Source organism: Paenibacillus germinis (assembly GCF_013141785.1).
Lineage (GTDB): Bacteria > Bacillota > Bacilli > Paenibacillales > NBRC-103111 > Paenibacillus_E > Paenibacillus_E phytorum.
Genome location: NZ_WHOC01000094.1, coordinates 206,043 through 223,883 on the forward strand (window position 1 = coordinate 206,043; position 17,841 = coordinate 223,883).

The 17,841-nt window shown below is 46.6% G+C and carries 16 protein-coding genes, 1 pseudogene and 2 other annotated features; of the genes and pseudogenes, 7 read left to right on the plus strand and 10 right to left on the minus strand.

Translation table 11 applies throughout. The features are described 5' to 3' along the window. Positions 1-253: 253 nt before the first annotated feature. From GC102_RS19725 to GC102_RS19760, 8 genes are all read right to left on the minus strand, one after another. Positions 254-2,683, minus strand: a complete 2,430-nt coding sequence (locus tag GC102_RS19725; RefSeq protein WP_171691057.1) for a hypothetical protein — start codon at positions 2,681-2,683, stop codon at positions 254-256. Between the two features lie 357 nt (positions 2,684-3,040). Continuing rightward, positions 3,041-4,612 (minus strand): 2-isopropylmalate synthase, encoded by a 1,572-nt coding sequence (locus GC102_RS19730; protein ID WP_171691058.1) that lies wholly within the window; start codon positions 4,610-4,612, stop codon positions 3,041-3,043. 359 nt (positions 4,613-4,971) lie between these two features. Next, positions 4,972-5,241: a binding site (T-box leader), on the minus strand. Between the two features lie 118 nt (positions 5,242-5,359). Beyond that, positions 5,360-5,610, minus strand: a binding site (T-box leader). A 74-nt stretch (positions 5,611-5,684) separates the two neighbouring features. Further along, positions 5,685-6,743, minus strand: a complete 1,059-nt coding sequence (gene tsaD / locus GC102_RS19735) for a tRNA (adenosine(37)-N6)-threonylcarbamoyltransferase complex transferase subunit TsaD (protein WP_171691080.1) — start codon at positions 6,741-6,743, stop codon at positions 5,685-5,687. A gap of 82 nt (positions 6,744-6,825) precedes the next feature. Further along, positions 6,826-7,332 carry a ribosomal protein S18-alanine N-acetyltransferase gene (gene rimI, locus GC102_RS19740; protein WP_171691059.1) on the minus strand — a complete coding sequence of 169 codons (507 nt, stop codon included), beginning with the start codon at positions 7,330-7,332 and terminating at the stop codon, positions 6,826-6,828. Next, positions 7,332-8,156, minus strand: coding sequence for a tRNA (adenosine(37)-N6)-threonylcarbamoyltransferase complex dimerization subunit type 1 TsaB (gene tsaB, locus GC102_RS19745; RefSeq protein WP_171691060.1), 825 nt, complete (start codon positions 8,154-8,156; stop codon positions 7,332-7,334). The genes rimI and tsaB overlap by 1 nt, the downstream gene beginning before the upstream one ends. Further along, positions 8,153-8,635: a tRNA (adenosine(37)-N6)-threonylcarbamoyltransferase complex ATPase subunit type 1 TsaE gene (gene tsaE, locus GC102_RS19750; RefSeq protein ID WP_246321013.1), complete on the minus strand. Its 483-nt coding sequence runs from the start codon at positions 8,633-8,635 to the stop codon at positions 8,153-8,155. Before tsaE ends, tsaB begins: the two co-directional genes overlap by 4 nt. Positions 8,636-8,772: 137 nt before the next feature. Next, the gene (locus GC102_RS19755; RefSeq protein ID WP_171691061.1) at positions 8,773-8,955 is read right to left on the minus strand and encodes an H-type small acid-soluble spore protein; all 183 of its coding nucleotides are present in this window, start codon (positions 8,953-8,955) and stop codon (positions 8,773-8,775) included. Next, on the minus strand, positions 8,952-9,137 hold the full coding sequence (locus tag GC102_RS19760) for a hypothetical protein (protein ID WP_171691062.1): 186 nt from the start codon (positions 9,135-9,137) through the stop codon (positions 8,952-8,954). Before GC102_RS19760 ends, GC102_RS19755 begins: the two co-directional genes overlap by 4 nt. A 161-nt stretch (positions 9,138-9,298) precedes the next feature. Between GC102_RS19760 and ku the strand changes: the two genes are divergently transcribed. Continuing rightward, complete coding sequence (gene ku, locus GC102_RS19765) at positions 9,299-10,168, plus strand: non-homologous end joining protein Ku (RefSeq protein WP_171691063.1); 870 nt, start codon at positions 9,299-9,301, stop codon at positions 10,166-10,168. 84 nt (positions 10,169-10,252) lie between these two features. Here ku and GC102_RS19770 read toward each other — a convergent pair whose 3' ends face one another. Further along, a complete protein-coding gene (locus tag GC102_RS19770) occupies positions 10,253-11,200 on the minus strand; it encodes an ATP-dependent DNA ligase (protein ID WP_171691064.1) in 948 nt (315 codons plus the stop codon). A 584-nt stretch (positions 11,201-11,784) separates the two neighbouring features. Between GC102_RS19770 and GC102_RS19775 the strand changes: the two genes are divergently transcribed. The 5 genes and pseudogenes from GC102_RS19775 (at position 11,785) to GC102_RS19795 (ending at position 14,752) form a co-directional block, all read left to right on the plus strand. Then, the gene (locus tag GC102_RS19775; protein ID WP_376769391.1) at positions 11,785-12,057 is read left to right on the plus strand and encodes an ArsR/SmtB family transcription factor; all 273 of its coding nucleotides are present in this window, start codon (positions 11,785-11,787) and stop codon (positions 12,055-12,057) included. A 36-nt stretch (positions 12,058-12,093) separates the two neighbouring features. Then, the gene (locus GC102_RS19780) at positions 12,094-13,386 is read left to right on the plus strand and encodes an arsenic transporter (protein WP_171691066.1); all 1,293 of its coding nucleotides are present in this window, start codon (positions 12,094-12,096) and stop codon (positions 13,384-13,386) included. A gap of 24 nt (positions 13,387-13,410) precedes the next feature. Next, positions 13,411-13,833, plus strand: coding sequence for an arsenate reductase (thioredoxin) (gene arsC / locus GC102_RS19785; protein WP_171691067.1), 423 nt, complete (start codon positions 13,411-13,413; stop codon positions 13,831-13,833). A gap of 1 nt (position 13,834) precedes the next feature. Then, positions 13,835-14,284 (plus strand): annotated as a pseudogene (locus tag GC102_RS39520) (ArsI/CadI family heavy metal resistance metalloenzyme); the annotation flags it as partial. Positions 14,285-14,320: 36 nt separating this feature from the next. After that, positions 14,321-14,752: a protein-tyrosine phosphatase family protein gene (locus GC102_RS19795; RefSeq protein ID WP_171691081.1), complete on the plus strand. Its 432-nt coding sequence runs from the start codon at positions 14,321-14,323 to the stop codon at positions 14,750-14,752. Between the two features lie 507 nt (positions 14,753-15,259). Here the strand turns inward: GC102_RS19795 and GC102_RS19800 are convergent. Then, entirely contained in the window at positions 15,260-16,537 is a 1,278-nt protein-coding gene (locus tag GC102_RS19800; RefSeq protein WP_171691068.1) for an adenylosuccinate synthase, read from the minus strand. A gap of 126 nt (positions 16,538-16,663) precedes the next feature. Between GC102_RS19800 and GC102_RS19805 the strand changes: the two genes are divergently transcribed. Then, positions 16,664-17,548: a LysR family transcriptional regulator gene (locus tag GC102_RS19805; RefSeq protein ID WP_171691069.1), complete on the plus strand. Its 885-nt coding sequence runs from the start codon at positions 16,664-16,666 to the stop codon at positions 17,546-17,548. Positions 17,549-17,841: the final 293 nt, after the last annotated feature.

The following is a 17,841-nucleotide window of genomic DNA, read 5'->3' on the forward strand; positions in this document are numbered from 1 at the left end:
CTGTCGCTTATTTACTTCTACTTTAACGATGCTGAACATCGTTAAGTGTGGTCGGATGGTGTCACAGTACGCAAAATGGGAGGTTTAACGATATAAAACATCGTTAAGCCTCCTTCTTGTTCATTTACTTCTACTTTAACGATGCTGAACATCGTTAAGTAGGGTCGGGTGGGCTCGTTGAACGCAATATAGGAGGTTAACGATATGAAACATCGTTAAGTACCCCGAAGTTACTGAGGCTTGCAGCAGGATTCTACGTTGAAGTCTCAAGCTCCTGCAATCGCAGGAGCTGCATCGGTACAGCGACGAAGATGATCAACGTCGCTGCTGCAACAATGCCGGAGTCGTTAAGCAGCAGCGCTGCGATGGCTCCGATCATATTGGCCGAGAACCCGTACATCCAGTACGGGTATTTGTGCTGCCATAAGCGGAGTCGGCCGCGGGGACGGAGCACAAGGACAGCCATCACGATGAGGCTGGTGATGAGCACTTTGCTCCACGCGGATGCACGAAGCAAGTGCACGTTCATCCGCAGCTTGCGCTCGATCAGCTGTCCGATCTGATCGAAGTGCCCAGCGTGCAGTGCGTGAAACGCACGCCCTACATGGCTCTCCCGCGCGAATGCCGTGGGAGAATCGGCGCTGTTGAGCAGCCACAGCGCCCCAAGCCCCAGCGCGAGCAGCGCCGACAGCAGGGCTGCGCCCCTGCCTAGGCGCAGCTCGCGCCAGCGTTCGCCGGCGAAGCAATGCGCGCCGGCTACGCCGAAGGCGACCGCGGCGCTCAAGGAGCCGCCCGCGTTCGCGCCGAGTGACGGTGCCGCCAGGCAGGCCGTCACGAGCAAGAACGCCCCACACGCGAGCAGCGCGGCGGCAGGAGAAACCGCCGCTCCGAGGCGCGGCGATGCTTCCATCTTCCCGCTCCCTACAAGGAGCGGGACAATCCCATCAAGCCCGCCTCCGCGCAGGGCGGGCTGCCCATCTCCATGCCGGCGCTGCAAAGCGGCCGTCACACCTAGAACGAGGGCGCCGATCAAGACGCCCATGTACTCATTCCCGATGCCGTAGTAGCGGGCACCGATCATCGGATCATAACCCAGAATGGAATACTTCATGGCATGGGCCCCTGTACTGCCATCCAGCGTTATGATCAACGCGTTCCCAAGACCAAGCCAGATCATGGCTGTGGATAGGCGGCATTTTTCCATAACTACAGAAATTAGCAGCGTGCACACAATAAAAACGGCAGTCAGCACCCCCATCGTTCCTTCTATCCCTATTTTTGTTGTCAGAGGAACAACCAACCAGCCCATCAACAGCATAACTGCAGGCGCCGTGGGCAATGAGAAAAGCAGCGTACGCACACTCCTGCGCCAAGGTAATGCCCTTCCTTCAAGATTGCCAGGGTCTGCCTGTCTTTTTTTAATCCACAGACCATACATCAAACTCAAGATCAATACGAGCATTTCATAAGTAACAAACGGATATAGCAGCAGCGGCCTACTGCGGTAAATCATCTGCATACTGCACTGTTCCCTGATAAGCCCAGCAAGAACATCATTTTTCCCCATATAGGATAATGGAATGCCCATCAGCCCACTCGGCACCGGGATATTGAACTCTTTTAGCAGCGAACTTGTGAAATCTTGTGCCGTGACGACACCTTGCCTGCGAGTAGATTCCGAAACTAATATTGCTCCTCTGCTGTCATTCGTGTAATGAAGGATAGGAGATAAATAGGCTTTGGCTCTAGCCGCCTCACTATTCACTTCCGGAGAGAAAATCCACATGCTTTCCTCCTCGGTCATTCCTGCTACCACTTGACCTAACCATTGATCCATTTCCCTCAATACTTGCCCTTTCAACTGCGTAAAACGTTCTTCGTTATAATGCTCTTTATCCATGTAAAGTCTGTACAAATCACCTAACTCGACTAGTGTAATACCGGACAGCTTCCTTTTTTCCCACAAAGAACGCAATTGTGCATAATTAGTACTAACACCGTATGGTCTATCCACAACCACAGTTATGACGTCATCTCCGAGTACACCTTTGTCCACAAAACCATTGGAATCCATCAGCATAAGCGGACTGTAACGCCGCAATTTCTTTTCTTCGATGCCTGATCTCTTCCCTAAATCACTACTTCCCAGCACAGAACGAAAAACACCATACTCCTTCAACAATTCCCCAAGGGTGCCTGTACCATAAGCTTGGTTTTCATTAGCTCGCTGCAGCCTCGTGATGTCAGGAACCAGTACTGCGTCAGCTTCAACCGACTTTTCTTCCTGGCAGCAGCCTGTGTAACGATTTATAAGATCAGAAAAACGAATACCTTGCCTTGTTTCTTTTGCTTCAAAAGCCTGCACTTCTGCGATTCCTACGGAAGGTGCTCCTGCTCCCAACGAGACATACACGTCTCTCATCGTTCGGCTTGATGTACGAATGTTCATAGCACCAACTGCACTTAACTCTGTCAGCCGGCGTAAATGGGGCAGCTCCACAAGTTGATCGGGTCGGAGCTCCATGAACGATAAACCCGGTATTGAAACCACCGTTACCTGTTTGGACTTTACTTCGTTGTGGATGGATTGGTCGAAACCAGCTGCTATTCCCTCCGCACTTGTGGACAACTCTAACAATAAAGTTAAGATACCCACAAATATGCCTGCTATTTTTACTTTCAAGTGTATTCACCCACTGTTTTTGCTTTTAGCATTTTCATCCAAGTGAAAAGCTATCCACTGCCGGATTGTTCCGATAATTTAAAGTGGGATGATTTTATGCCCAATTACTTATCCACATCGTTATCCACAAAAAAAGAGAGGCAAAATCCGCCTCCCTCTGCGATATTCCTTCGTTTTCCACAATCTTATCCACATTGTCCACAAAAAATTGTGAAAAAGTTATTCTTCTCCGTATTCTTTCAAAACCGTTGGTAACCGTGGGTTTGCACTAGTTATGCACATTGTACACAGGGTATGTGAATAACTTTGCACACAAGCTGTGTATATATCTAAGTTTTCTTACAATTTAATAGTTTATCACGCCGTCGTTGCTTCGGTTGGGGCCGCTGCGCTATTTTGCATACGAATAGCTTGGTTGCAAGCTGAGATAAAAGCTTTCGCTACTGCAACAAGCACATCCTGGTCAATGCCTGTATTTTTGTAAGTTTGGCCGCCCACTGAGATGGTAACTTCCGCTTCTCCAGTTGCTTTTTCACCTGTGGATAACGAATGAAGCTCCAGATCGGAGAAATCCACAGCCATCGGAATCGCTTGTCGAAGGCACTGCACGATTGCTTCAATCGGTCCTTCACCTGTCCCCGAATACACATTTTCAACACCTGTTTGATTGTTCTTTACCGACACGGAGGCAACCCGATTGCGATCACTGCTAGAAACGACTTGCATATGTGTCAGTGTAAATGGCTCCATTTGCCCATCAACGGTTGAGCCTACAAGCTCCATGAGCTGATCGTCAGTCACCATTTTCTGGTCATCTGCTTTTTCTTTGAATCTGGTGTACAGTGTATCCAGTTCTTCTCCCGTAAGCTCAATGCCAAATTGTCCGACGCGATGTTTCAGCGCGTGACGTCCCGAATGCTTGCCAAGGATGATCATGGACCGTGGAATGCCCAGCTTTTCTGGATCCATAATTTCGTACGTATTACGGTTTTTCAGCAGCCCATCTTGATGAATACCTGCTTCGTGCTGGAAGGCATTTCTGCCGACAATCGGCTTATTGTACGCAATGGGGAAGCCCATGATGCGGCTGACCATTTTGGATGTGTTGAAAATTTCACTAGCTACGATCCCAGTTTCCACACCCATGGTCATCTTACGCGTCTCAATAGCCATAACGAGTTCTTCGAGAGAACAGTTGCCTGCGCGTTCCCCTACACCATTAACGGTTACTTCCACATGTGTGACTCCTGCAGCAATAGCCGCAAGGCTGTTCGCAACAGCAAGACCCAAATCATTATGGCAATGCGCGCTATACTCCACCGTGTCACCACCTCTAACACTTTGGCGCACTCTGCGGAACATAGCACCATATTCTTCTGGAAGCGCGTAGCCTACTGTGTCAGGGATGTTTAGGATCGTCGCTCCCTCAGCAATGACCGCCTCGAGTACTTCAAACAGGAATTCGTCCCCTGTTCGCGTTGCGTCCATCGGCGAGAATTCGATCCGATCAACGAATTGCTTCGTATAGGCGACCATGGAGCGAGCCATCTCTACCACCTGTTGACGGGATTTGCGAAGTTGGAAATCCAGATGGATGTCCGACGAGGACAGGAACATGTGAATGCGTCTTGAAGCAGCATCCTGTGTGGCTTTTATCGCGGAGTCAATATCCGCCTTGACGGCGCGGGCAAAGCCGCAAATCTCTATGCTCTGCAGTTCACGTGAAATTTGCTGCACCGCCTGAAAATCACCAGGACTTGATATCGGGAAGCCCGGCTCGATGGTATCCACACCCATTTTCGCAAGCTGCCTTGCGATACGAATCTTCTCTTCCGGATACAGTGAGGCTCCTGGCGCCTGTTCGCCATCTCTTAGTGTTGTGTCAAAAATGCGAATACGTCGATTGTTGTTTGTGTTGTTGATTTCCATGGTTATTCCTCCTCAAGGTAGGGCCAGACCTGCTGGCAATGTTCTTTTATGGTTTGAAAATGAAAATGAATCGTGCTACGACTGACTTATGTGTCTCTACGTTACTTTAGTGCTGTTTTTCATCGCTAACATAAGTAGCTGTGGCTTTTCTGAGACTTTAGCGATGTTTTTCATGCTTAAATCATCTCATTTGAGGAAGCTTTCGTACTTACTTCCCTGTTAAGGATGTTTATCATCGCTACAGCTGCCAATACAGGTCGCACTGTGACTTTAGTGATGTTTTTCATCGTTACAGAGACTTACTGAGATAAGTCATTCAGCCACCTCAAAAAAACAACAAAAAGACCCGTCATCTCCACATAAGAGACGACGGGTCTTCACCCAGCGCGGTACCACTCTTGTTGGCTCCAAGTCACGGAGCCCACCTCAGACATAGCGCAGCCAAACTAGCTGCTGCTCTACGTCACCCGATCACGGAGGTCATCCGTTCATCCCTAACAGCGTAAAACTAGCTGATCAGGATGACCGCTTCCAAGCGAGTTCGGGGCATTCACGGTCTGCGTCGCATCACCCCGCAGCTTTCTGTACCGTACAAGTGAGCCCTTACTACTCTTGTTCATCGCGTTTTTGTGTATGTTTACTTACTACTCTTGTTCATCACGTTTGTTATATGTTCATATTCCTTCTTCACATTTGTTCATGTTCGCTTCAAGTTTCAGAACAACCAAAAAAGCCTGCCATCTCTATAAAAGAGACGACAGGCTTGAACCTTCCGCGGTACCACTCTAATTGATCCGAGCTGTTACACTCGAAACCACTCATGTACCTGATCACGGGGGTCAACCGTCAAGACCTACTTGGGTGCTGGATCCTTGGCATCCTTATCAGTCTTACCGCTCCCGGGCGAGTTCAGGTACCGTTTCGTCTGTGCTTTCACCAAGCGCACAGCTCTCTGAGCGAAACTACTGTTCCTTACTAATCCCGTTCGTTGCGTTTGAAAGTATTGATTGTGATTATAATATGCCGTTTTGGCAAAGTCAATACAGTTGTCAGAAAATTTATTTTATTGCCCTTACCACTCTTCAAGCTTGAGCTGAGGCTCTGCCTTCAGTTCCATGGAGTCGAATTCTTGCTTGTCCCACTTGAGGAAAGCGGCTGCGCCTATCATCGCAGCGTTGTCTGTGCAGAGGCCGAGCGGCGGCACGAGCAGCGGCACATTCAACTGCTCGCAGCGCTCGGCGAGCCTGCTGCGCAGCCCTTTGTTCGCTGCGACACCGCCCGCGAGCAGCAGCTGCTTCGCGCCGTATTCACGCACGGCGCGGTCAGCTTTCTCCACAAGCACGTCGATGACGGAGGCTTGGAAGCCCTTGGCAATCTGCGCGACTTGAACGGCCTCGCCGCGCATCTTGCTTTGGTTGACGACGTTCAGCACAGCGGATTTCAATCCGCTGAAGCTGAAGTCGTAAGAGTCTGCCTCGAGCCACGAGCGAGGCATCTTGATCTCGGACTCGGCTTCCTGCGCAAGCCGATCCACGTGTGGACCGCCCGGGTAAGGCAGGCCCATCGCCCGCGCGATTTTGTCGTAGGCCTCGCCAGCCGCATCATCGCGCGTTCGCCCGATGATGCGGAATTGGCCCGGCCCCTCCATCAGAATCAACTCCGTGTGTCCGCCGGACACAACGAGCGAGATCAACGGATACTCGAGCTCATGCACAAGTTGATTCGCATAAATATGTCCCGCAATATGGTGAACACCAATCAGCGGCAGATCTAAGGCACAGGCTAGCGCTTTGCCCGCAACGACGCCTACTAACAGGGCCCCGATTAATCCGGGTCCCTCGGTTACGGCAATCGCGGACAGCTCCTGCAGCGATACGCCCGCTTTTTCGACGGCTTCTTCCAGCATCCATGTGATCGACTCCACATGCTTACGGGAAGCCACCTCTGGCACCACTCCGCCATAGCGTTGGTGCGTTTCGATCTGGCTGGAAATCACATTGGAACGAATGATTTTACCATTTTCGACAATAGCTACGGAAGTTTCGTCACAGCTTGTTTCGATAGCCAAAATATAAACCGGCTTCGTGACAGGAGCTTCTTTTTGCTGTTGACCTGTTTCACCTTTTTGCATATCTGTATCTATCTGTTGTACCATTTCACTCTTTTGCTCTTGTCCTGCTTCTCTAGTCAAATTCGTCACCTATCTGAAAGCCTCAATCTCCGAGACTATCCTTTCTTCTCTTAGGCAAGTCCGCCCACATAATGACAGCATCCTCGCGATTATCCGTGTAGTACCCTCTACGCACGCCAACAGAGCGGAAACCGACTTTTTCGTACAAATTTTGCGCAACGTAGTTCGAGGCTCGAACCTCAAGTGTCATCCGAATAGCCCCTAAGAAAGCAGCAGTTTTCATCAGTTCCCGAAGCAAACGTTCCCCCAGCTTACGTCCTCTATACGTATCCCGAACTGCCACATTCGTGACATGCGCCTCTTCCATGATGAGCCACATGCCGCCATACCCGGCGACCTCACTGTCGATATCCATAATCATATAATGAGCGAACTGATTGTTCGTTAATTCATTCTCGAATGCACCTTTTGTCCATGGCGTCGTGAACGCTTCTTGCTCGATTTCACAAATAAAAGGGATGTCTTCCATTCTCATGGAACGGAACACCAACGAGTTTTCAGTTGTTTGCGGTTGTCGCTGCTCCATCATCAATGATCCCCTTTCTTCGTCTTAATGCCGGCCAGTAAATTGGCTTCGGCTTCCGGAAGTCTGGTGTAATTCGGGACAAACGTATGCACATCTGCCTTTTCCCCTTTAGCTAGCCTCGGATAGGCCAGTCTCCCGATATATTCGGCTTCAATACCATAAGAAAGTACACGAACGACTCCGTCCCAATCCCGCGCAAATTGTTCCAGTTCATCTTTAAACCCTTCGGTTTCACCTACAAACAGAATCGCATGGGGCCTTTGTTCTTGCGCAGATGAGGCTGCTAGCTTAATGATTTGCTCCGTCCAAGATCCAATAACACGAATGCCATCAGGCAGTACTTCTTGCCAGCTTGCTCCTAGCTCTCCACTAGCTGTCATGGGAGAAGCACCCTCGTAGGCATAGACTGCTGTAAAAGCCTGCTTTCTCCTGCCATCCATGAGCGGAACCACCCAAGTTGGCCCATTTCCGGTCGCGCTCTGCTCCTTCATAGCACCACCAAGTGCCATTGCTTCTAAGCTGGAAACACCAATGAGATCCAGACTTAACGACCATGCGAATGTTTTGGCAACAGACACGGCAATACGAACCCCTGTATAGGAACCGGGGCCTTGGCCCACAGCGACCGATTGAAGGTCCTTGGGTTTGAGATGTAAACTCGCAAGCAAGTCTTGAATATGGGGAAGAAGCCCTATCGAGTGATTCCGTTCAGCGTAGGAGCTGACCTCGCCCAGCATATTTCCATTTTCCAAAATAGCAACTGTCATTGCAGATGTTGAGGTGTCGATGGCTAAGCATCGTCCTAAATTCATTGTCCGTTCTGTCATTGTAAATGTCCGTTCTCCTTCATTTGTACACACCAGCTCTGATACGGGGCTCCGTGCGGAGTCAGGTGAAATACTCTGGTTTGATCATCCTGATGGGCGATCGTGATGGCTAGTCTCTCTGGCGGCAAAAGGTCTTCAATTAAGCTTGACCATTCGATCAGTGTAACGCCCGCTCCATAAAAATAATCATCGAGCCCTAGTTCATCCGCTTCCTCTTGGGAAATGCGATACATATCCATATGGTAGAAAGGAAGCTCAGCTCCCTCGTATTCTTTGATAATGGTAAATGTAGGCGAGTTGACGATTTCGGTAATTCCCATCGCTCTAGCAAAGCCTTGCGAAAACCTCGTTTTTCCCGCACCCAAATCGCCATCTAGTGTAAAGACGGTGCCAGGCTGCAAATAAGCGGCCAGCAATCTCCCTAGTTTATCGGTATCTTCCTCATGCTGGGAGTTATACGTAAATGTGGATTGAGGCAAGTAGATCTCATCCCTTTCTTTCCGTTTGCGCGTGCTGCTCCTATTATAGTCCTCGCTAGTAGGCAACATCAACTCTCTAAATGAAAAAGCCCGCCCCGAGATAACTCGGAGCAGGCTTTGCTGTTCTTTCACATCCACTAATGGACCTCTTCTAACTCTTGAACCGCCACAACCCGAGAATCGGCTGGGTTTTCTTCCGCATGAACTTTGGCAACTGCTTTGCCGGTATCCACACTGTCGATCCAGACAAGGAGGCCATTTAACTCGACGTGAATCTTCTCATCGGCGGCTAAAATTTCTTGAGCGCGATGAATGTTCATGGCTCATCCAATACGGATTCCGGATGATCCATCGTATCCGTCGTCGAGGATTCGATTAATCCGTTGTGCATGGTGACGTTACCGCCTCCCAAGCCTTCGTTAATCATGCGATCAATGTCCATAAAATGGTCATCTTGCCCTTGATTATCTGTATCTTGGGATGCATTTGAATCTTGTGCCATCCGTGAATCCCTCCTTAGCATAGATTAGCTTCATGGTAATCAACTTGCGTTTTTAACGTACCCACTCTCAAGGCCGTCTATTCTCTTAAATCCCTACCGTATAAAGCCATTAATTCAAGAGAATACTAGTACAATCACGATTACCCAGGAGGAATCACGAGATGCATACGGTTTGGAAAGGCGCTATTAGCTTCGGGCTTGTTCATGTGCCTGTGAAAATGTTTTCGGCAACGGAAGATAAGGATATCTCCATGCGTTACATACATAAAACTTGTATTACACCGCTCTCCTATGTGCGTAAATGCCAGACTTGTGAGAAAGAAGTAGAGTGGGAGGAAATTTCCAAGGGATACGAGTATGAACCTGGACGTTTCGTTATTTTTGAGAAGGATGAATTGGAAAATATTTCGGGAGAAGCGAATAAAGAGATCAAGATTCTGGATTTCGTTAACTTGACAGATATTGATCCGGTTTATTTTCAAAAGACTTACTATCTTGGGCCTGGAGATACAGGGTCTGGAGCCTATCATCTGCTGCTGGATTCCATGCGTCAAACCGGCAAAATCGGCATCGCCAAAGTCTCGATCCGTTCCAAAAGCTCACTAGCCGCCATTCGTGTTATTGAGAACTGCCTCGCTATGGAAACTATTTTTTACCCGGATGAGATTCGTCCGATTTCTCAAGTTCCCAACCTTCCCGAGAAAGTCACTGTGAACGAACGTGAAATGGAAATGGCGAAGATGCTCATCAGCCAGCTATCTACGCCTTTTGAGCCTGAGAAATATAAAGATGAATACCGCGGTCGCTTACTGGAAGCAATCGAGCATAAGGTGGCTGGAGAAGAAGTACAATCGGCGCCTGCGCTTCAGAAAACGAGTGTTATTGATCTCATGGCCGCACTGCAAGCGAGTCTTGATGCCACGAAATCGACGGATGAAAAAATAACTTTAGGTGAGGACGCCAGTGTCACTGAGGTCAAGAAGCCGAAAGCGAAACCGAGAGCCAAAAAAGTCAAAGAACCGGTAACGTGAAGGTGAATAGGACACAAATAAAGCGCTGATTCTTGATATTCAAGGATTAGCGCTTTTGCTTTGTTACTGGTTGTTGGTATCGTCCTACATATTCTGTGCGAAGGTGCAATCCGCTATATCCATTTGAACGAAAGCTTGAATGCTGGGATGCCTCATCGTTCCGTGGGGAGTCCATTCAAGAAATTGGATTTTCGCCGTTAACTTGGGTTTAATCCAAATGGCTTCTTTACTCCGCTCAGGTTCGTTGATAAATGGCTTTTGTGGCGTCGTCATCGGTTCAACGATCTTTGTCAATTGACGCCAATCTTCCCTGCTTAGTTTCCCAGTGCCGGCGTGACCTATATAGATAAAACGGCCTTCTTTGTCGTATAACCCCAGCAAAATCGCATTGACAACTCCCGCCCTAGTCGTTACCCCGCCAATCACAGCAAATAGGTCACGGAAAATCTTCTTCTTCACCCAACGGCTGTCTTTTCCCCCAATGGCATAAGTACTCTTGAGGTCCTTACATACAACTCCCTCCATGCCGTGCTCCTTCATAACATCGAAGAGTTTGTTTCCGTCCGCAATGTTTTGCGTAATCTGAAATTGGGGCAAGGGGGTAATCACTTCCTGGAGGATCTTCTGTCTCTCTGATAATGGCTTATCCAAGACCCACTTGTCATTGTACATGAGGATATCAAAAATCATATATGTAATGGGCGTCTGCGTGACCGCTCTATCTATGCTTTGACTTTTTCGCAAAGATTCCCTCTTCATAATCTCATGAAAGGCAGGCTTCTTTTGATCAAATGCTATGATTTCCCCGTCTAAGATGATGGAAGAAGCCGAACAGTATGTTTTTATTTCTAGCAGCTCGGGATACTGCTTGGTACGATCATTACATCTGCGATTCACTAGACGAACGTCATTTCCATCAAAATAGGTTAGCATTCTGACGCCGTCCCATTTAATCTGGGCCACCCAGTCACTGGATGTTGGAATCGTTTCCGTGCTGATCGGCTCGAAAGGAAATACGGGCTTAAGTTCCATGTGGTTCTCCCATGTTTGATATGTTCTCTTCATTGTTGCCATTATTAAAAAAGAACAAACCAAGCTAAGACTACGTCCGCCTTTAAATTAAAATCATAAAATGATCAGCCTTACGCCCGTTATCTACTAGTTGCTATCAGCTAATAGTGTCTATCCCTAGACATGTTGTACTTTGTACAACAAAAAGCAAGCAAATCCGCGTTATTTTCAAAATTGTTGCAGAAAATACACCATTTTCTCCAAGAAATAGCTCCATAGCATGAAATATGGCTAAATTGTTGTACAAACTGCAACATCTACAGCATATTGAGAAGAAAGTAGAGAAATTGTTGTACACTGTACAACTTCCGTGCATAAAGCCGATAAAAACTAGCCTCACAAGCAACCAATTCATCCTCCTTCCATAAAATAGAACAAACTCTCACCCCACTATATAATTAAGTAATTATATAAGCATTGACAAATGAAATCGAAATTGAGAAAATGACAAAGAAATTTCTTGTACTTTACGCCTTACGAAGGAGCGTGCAGCTTTGGTTGAAATAGAAAAACTCGCGGACGTTTGCAAGCTGCTGGGGGATAAAATGCGGCTCACGATTCTCTCGCTTCTTAAGGAACGCGAGCTTTGCGTGTGCGAAATCGTGGAAATTATGAATACCAGCCAGCCTAATGTGAGCCAACATATGCGGAAATTGAAGGACGGCGGCTTAGTTAAGGAAGCCAAGAAGGGGCAATGGGTATATTACTCGTTAAACATTGACGATAAGCCCTATTTGCATGTATTATTTCAATATTTGCTTTCTCAAAAAGAAAAGGTAGATATCATATCTTGTGAACAGTTGGATTGCTGCGACTAGCAGATACTTACAACATAGGAGGTTTAAGAGCAATACATGGTTTACTTAGCACTTATCATCTTTTTACTTACACTGACCTTCGTTATTTGGCAGCCTAGAGGGCTGAATATTGGATGGTCCGCATCAGCAGGTGCCATTCTGGCACTCCTCTTTCAGGTTGTTTCTCTAAATGACGTCGTTACTGTGACAGGCATTGTGTGGAATGCGACTTTGACTTTTGTCGCTATTATTTTAATCTCCCTCATCTTGGACAACATTGGATTCTTTGAATGGTCTGCCCTTCATATGGCACGAATTGCCAAAGGGAACGGGAAGGTCATGTTCGTCTATGTTATCCTGCTCGGGTCAGCTGTTGCTGCACTATTCTCTAATGATGGCGCCGCGCTAATTCTAACGCCAATTGTTCTAGCTATGGTTCGCGCCTTGAAATTTCCAGATAAAATGATTCTGCCGTTTATTATGGCTAGTGGTTTTATTGCAGATACGACATCCCTTCCTTTCGTTGTTAGCAACTTGGTGAACATCGTATCGGCTGACTTTTTCGGTATTGATTTTGTCACTTATGCTAGCCGAATGTTTATTACAAGTCTAATCTCATTAGCTGCCAGTTTGCTTGTGCTGTTCCTGTATTTTAGAAAAGACATTCCTCAAAACTACGATATCACTCAGCTTAAGCGTCCTTCTGAAGCGATTAAGGATATTCAGTTATTTCGATTATCTTGGGTCATTCTTGGGATCCTATTAGCTGCTTACCTAATCAGTGGTTTTATTAAAATTCCTGTTTCCATTATAGCCGGGGTCGCTGCACTTAACTTCATTCTGATTGCCCGATCGAGCAAGGTGATCGAAACCAAAAAAATCATCAAAGATGCGCCATGGGCTGTCGTGATTTTTTCAATCGGCATGTACGTAGTTGTTTATGGATTAAAGAACGCTGGCTTAACCAATGCTCTTGGAGAACTAATTGAAACCATTTCAGGACAAGGGTTGTTCCCTGCCACCATAGGGATGGGCTTCCTAGCCGCTATACTTTCCTCGGTTATGAATAACATGCCGACGGTAATGATTGATGCGCTAGCAATCAAGGGCACTCAAACAGTGGGAATCATTCGTGAAGCTCTCATCTATGCCAATGTCATAGGCTCCAATTTAGGGCCTAAAATCACTCCAATCGGCTCGCTCGCGACTTTATTATGGCTCCATGTCCTATCCAAAAAAGGTGTGAAAATCACCTGGGGGTACTATTTTAAAATAGGCATCATCCTTACGATCCCAACTTTGTTAATCACATTAATTGGTCTGTATCTATGGTTAAACGTAGTTTCATAATCAACCAATAAGGAGATGTTCACTATGGACAAAAAAGTCGTATATTTTCTATGCACGGGAAATTCTTGCCGGAGTCAAATCGCAGATGGCTATTTGAAGGCTTTGGGCAGCGACAAATATGAAGTGAAGAGTGCCGGTCTGGAAGCCCACGGTCTAAACCCAAGAGCGGTTGCCACGATGAAAGAAGATGGCATTGATATCTCTACTCATACCTCTGATGTGATTGACCCTGACATTTTGAGTCAAGCGGATTACATCATTACATTGTGCGGTCATGCCAATGACAACTGCCCTGTGGTACGTAATGATAAAGCCGAAAGATGGCATTGGGGCTTCGATGACCCAGCCAAAGCAACAGGAACTGAAGAAGAAATTACAGCCAAATTCCGCGAGGTTCGCGACGCCATTAAAGCTCGTATTACGCAGTTCGTAAAAGAAGGTAACTAAGATGATCAAAAGAATGCACGTCGCGGTCAATTGTTCCGATCTTCACAAGTCGTTAGATTTTTACCGCGCTTTCTTCGGCGCTGAGCCGACGAAAGTCAAAGACAACTACGCAAAATTCGAGCTGGAGAGCCCCGCTCTTCACTTCTCTTTGAATGTCAGACCGTTCGAGAAAAACGGCGTTCTCAATCATTTGGGATTCCAAGTGGATAACACGGAAGACGTACTTCAGATGGGTGAGCGTCTGAGACAAAGTGGCCTACTTCTTACCGACGAAATGAACACGACCTGCTGTTATGCTGTTCAAGATAAGGTTTGGGTATATGATCCCGACGGCAACGCTTGGGAAATCTTTTATACCAAAGAAGATTCCGAATTTGAATCCGCGGGAGAGCCTTTGGATGCCTCATTATGCTGTGCACCACCTTCTGCACCTGTAAAGGCAACTATAGAATTCACACCATTTAAGAAAAAAAAGGAGGGCGTATCCATGCCGAAAAATTATCAAGCCTTAATCGAAGATAAAATCTACTTTGGCGGTGCTTCTGACGTAGAAGACATGGTAAAGAACGAGAATGTTGAAGTGATTGTTGATCTACGTGGAGAAGCCACGGAGTGTGCTTTCCCAGCTAGTAACGTTGAATGGATTAAAGTACCCCTTGGAGACAACGCCGAGGGACCACAGGATCAGCTTTTCCAGAAAGCAATCGATCACGTTGTAGAGGCTTATAAAAGTGGTAAAAAGGTTGGCTTTCACTGTGGCGGAGGCAAAGGCCGTACCGGTGCTGTGGCTATTGGCACTTTGATAACACTGGGCAAAAGCCAGACCATCGAAGAAGCGGAGAAAATCGCTCAAAGCATTCGCCCTGTCGTGAATGTTAGAGCCCCTCAACGTGAGGCACTTGAGAAAATATTTAAATAGATAAACTATAAAACTAGACCCCTGAGCAATGATTAATTGCTTAGAGGCCTAGTTTTTTTCCTATTCCTTAACGCTGCTTATCTGTGACCGTCGATTCATTCATTAAGCATCCTCACAACCGATAGGCATAACTCCAAAACTCGATTTTAGCGTCGTTCAGCAACTTCGTGAAGATAGATGGGCTATCGTGATTACCTATGTTGTAATTTATACAACAATTCACACGCCAAAAGGCTATTTGGCCATTCGAAGTTGTAGTTTGTACAACATTTCGAATCCATTTGTTGTAAAATGGCCTGTAGTTGGCCGAAGTGTTGTCCAATATGCAACAACTAAGGGAGAAAGGTGGGATCTAGGCAGAAATTGTTGCATTTTCTGCAACATAATTTAACAAGAGAATCAGGATTCATCCATTCTTCACTCGGCAACCTCAGTGTGCATATTTGACAAAGGAATCCAATTAAGACACCTCGATGTTAAACGAGATTGGATGAATGAATCAACACTCTATCTTTCAATAATTTGCTCGCGTTTCGGTCCAATGGAAACCCAGCGAATAGGTACACCAATTATTTTCTCAATGTGAAGTACATAATTTCGAGCTTCAATTGGGAGTTCGTTAAACGTACGAATATGTGAAATATCACACTTCCAACCTGGTAGTTTTTCATAGACTGGCTCTGCTTGCTGTAATTGTGAAGTATGTGGGAAATCCATGCTAATCTCATTTTGAATACGATAAGCTTTACATATTGGAATCTCCTCCAGATAGCCCAGCACATCTAAATTGGTTAGGGCAACCTCTGTTGCACCCTGCAGCCCACAGCCATACTTGGTCGCAACGACATCGAACCATCCTACGCGCCTTGGCCTGCCGGTTGTTGCACCGAATTCTCCCGCATCCCCGCCACGCGTGCGCAACTCATGAGCCGCCTCGGCATGAATTTCTGATACGAATGGCCCTTCGCCGACACAGCTTGAATACGCCTTAGTTACAGCGACAACTTTCTTAATGGCATATGGAGGAACTCCTGCCCCAACAGCAGCGTATCCAGCCAATGTGGATGAAGATGTCGTATAAGGATAAATACCATGGTCAGGATCGCGTAACGCTCCTAACTGTCCCTCAACTAATACCGATTGTCCTTTTGCTATTGCTTCTTGCAGCAAGGTTGTCGTATTGCACACAAATGGCTGAATGAATGCCGCTTGCTTCTGCACTTCAACAACAAGCTGATCTACATCCAGCGGAACCTTTTTATATAAATGAGTGAGAAGTATATTTTTGGACTCTAAAGCCCTATTTAACTTTGATCTAAGCTGATTTTCATCAAACAATTCGGATACTTGTATGCCAAGCTTCGCATATTTATCCGCATAGAATGGCGAAATCCCTTGCTTAGTGGACCCAAACTTCCTATCCCCTAAACGTTCCTCCTCCAACTCATCGAAAATAATGTGATACGGAAGCACGACTTGCGCACGTTCAGAAATACATAACTTAGGCTCAGGCACGCCTCGCTTCACTAATTCCTGAAATTCACTTTGGAGCTTACTCATATTTAAGGCAACTCCTGGTCCAATAACGTTCGTGGTTCCAGGATAGAACACTCCAGAGGGAAGCATATGCAGCGCAAATTTGCCATAGTCGTTAATAATCGTATGCCCCGCATTGCTCCCTCCTTGGTACCTGACTACAAACTGAGAATGCACGGCAAGCACATCTGTCAGTTTCCCCTTGCCTTCGTCGCCCCAATTCGCTCCCACAATAGCTGTAATCGTCATTTTAAGATCACCCTCCCATTGAAATAACTCCCTACAACTAAGTATAATGACAATGTTCATATTAAAAAAATTAATATTACTAATAATAGATATTAATAATATTGATGTCCTGGAGGTGAACGAACGATGATTCACAATATGGAACTATATCAAGTCTTCTACATCACGGCAAAAGCGGGAAGTCTGTCCAAGGCAGCTGATGAACTATTTGTTACACAACCAGCTGTTACGCATTCGATCAAACAATTAGAGGCAAAATTGGGTGGGCAATTATTTTTCCGTACATCTCGAGGAGTGACATTAACAACGGAGGGTCGCGAGCTTTTCACCTATATTGAGCAGGCATATCATTTTATTCTTAATGGTGAAAGAAAGATTACGGAGATGCATCAACTTACGCACGGAGAGGTGAAAATCGGAGCTGGTGATACGCTCTGTAAACATTTTCTTTTGCCGCATCTTAAGCAGTTCCACGAATCGTTCCCCAAAGTAAAGATACAAGTAACGAATAGAACCACAACGGAGACCATTACTCTGCTAAAAGAGGGGAAAATTGATCTAGGTATCGTCAATCTCCCTATTTCTGACCCTCACATTTCCATTCAAGAAAGCATTGTCATTCATGACTGCTTCTTAACAGGGGCAGCGTACAAGCAGCTTGCAGAGACCCCTATTTCTCTTCAGAAGTTGCTCGAGTATCCGATTATCCTCCTTGAAAAGGGCAGCAGCACTCGTGCCTACTTAGATCATTTTGCTGAAGGGCATGGTTTGTCCATGAAGCCCGAGATTGAGCTTGGAAGTGTTGATTTACTAATCGAATTTGCTAGAAATGGATTCGGTATTGCTTGCGGAATTAGAGAGTTTGTCAATCAAGAACTATTGGACGAAACGTTGTATGAAATCCAGTTAACAACACCGATTCCAGCCAGAAAGGTTGGTATTATTAAATTAAAGAGCACCCCCCTATCTGCTGCTGCCACCCATGTATATGATACTTTAAGACAAATGTGAGAAAGCCTCTATCGGAGCCGAAGCTCGTTGACAGAGTCTGAGAAGCCGGAAATCAACTTCTCGGTAGACTGTCTTACGTGTTCGTTCTGATTAAGCGCGGTTTTCACGCTTATTCTGGAGCGCACGAACCAATAAGCGCGAAAAACGCGCTTTCAGTGAGTCCTCGCCGAGCCGACAGAGTCTGAGAAGCTGGAAATCAACTTCTCAGCAGACCATCCTGCGCCTCTGTTCTGAATAAGCGCGTAAAACGCGCTTATTCAGGAGCGCACGAACCAATAAGCGCGAAAACCGCG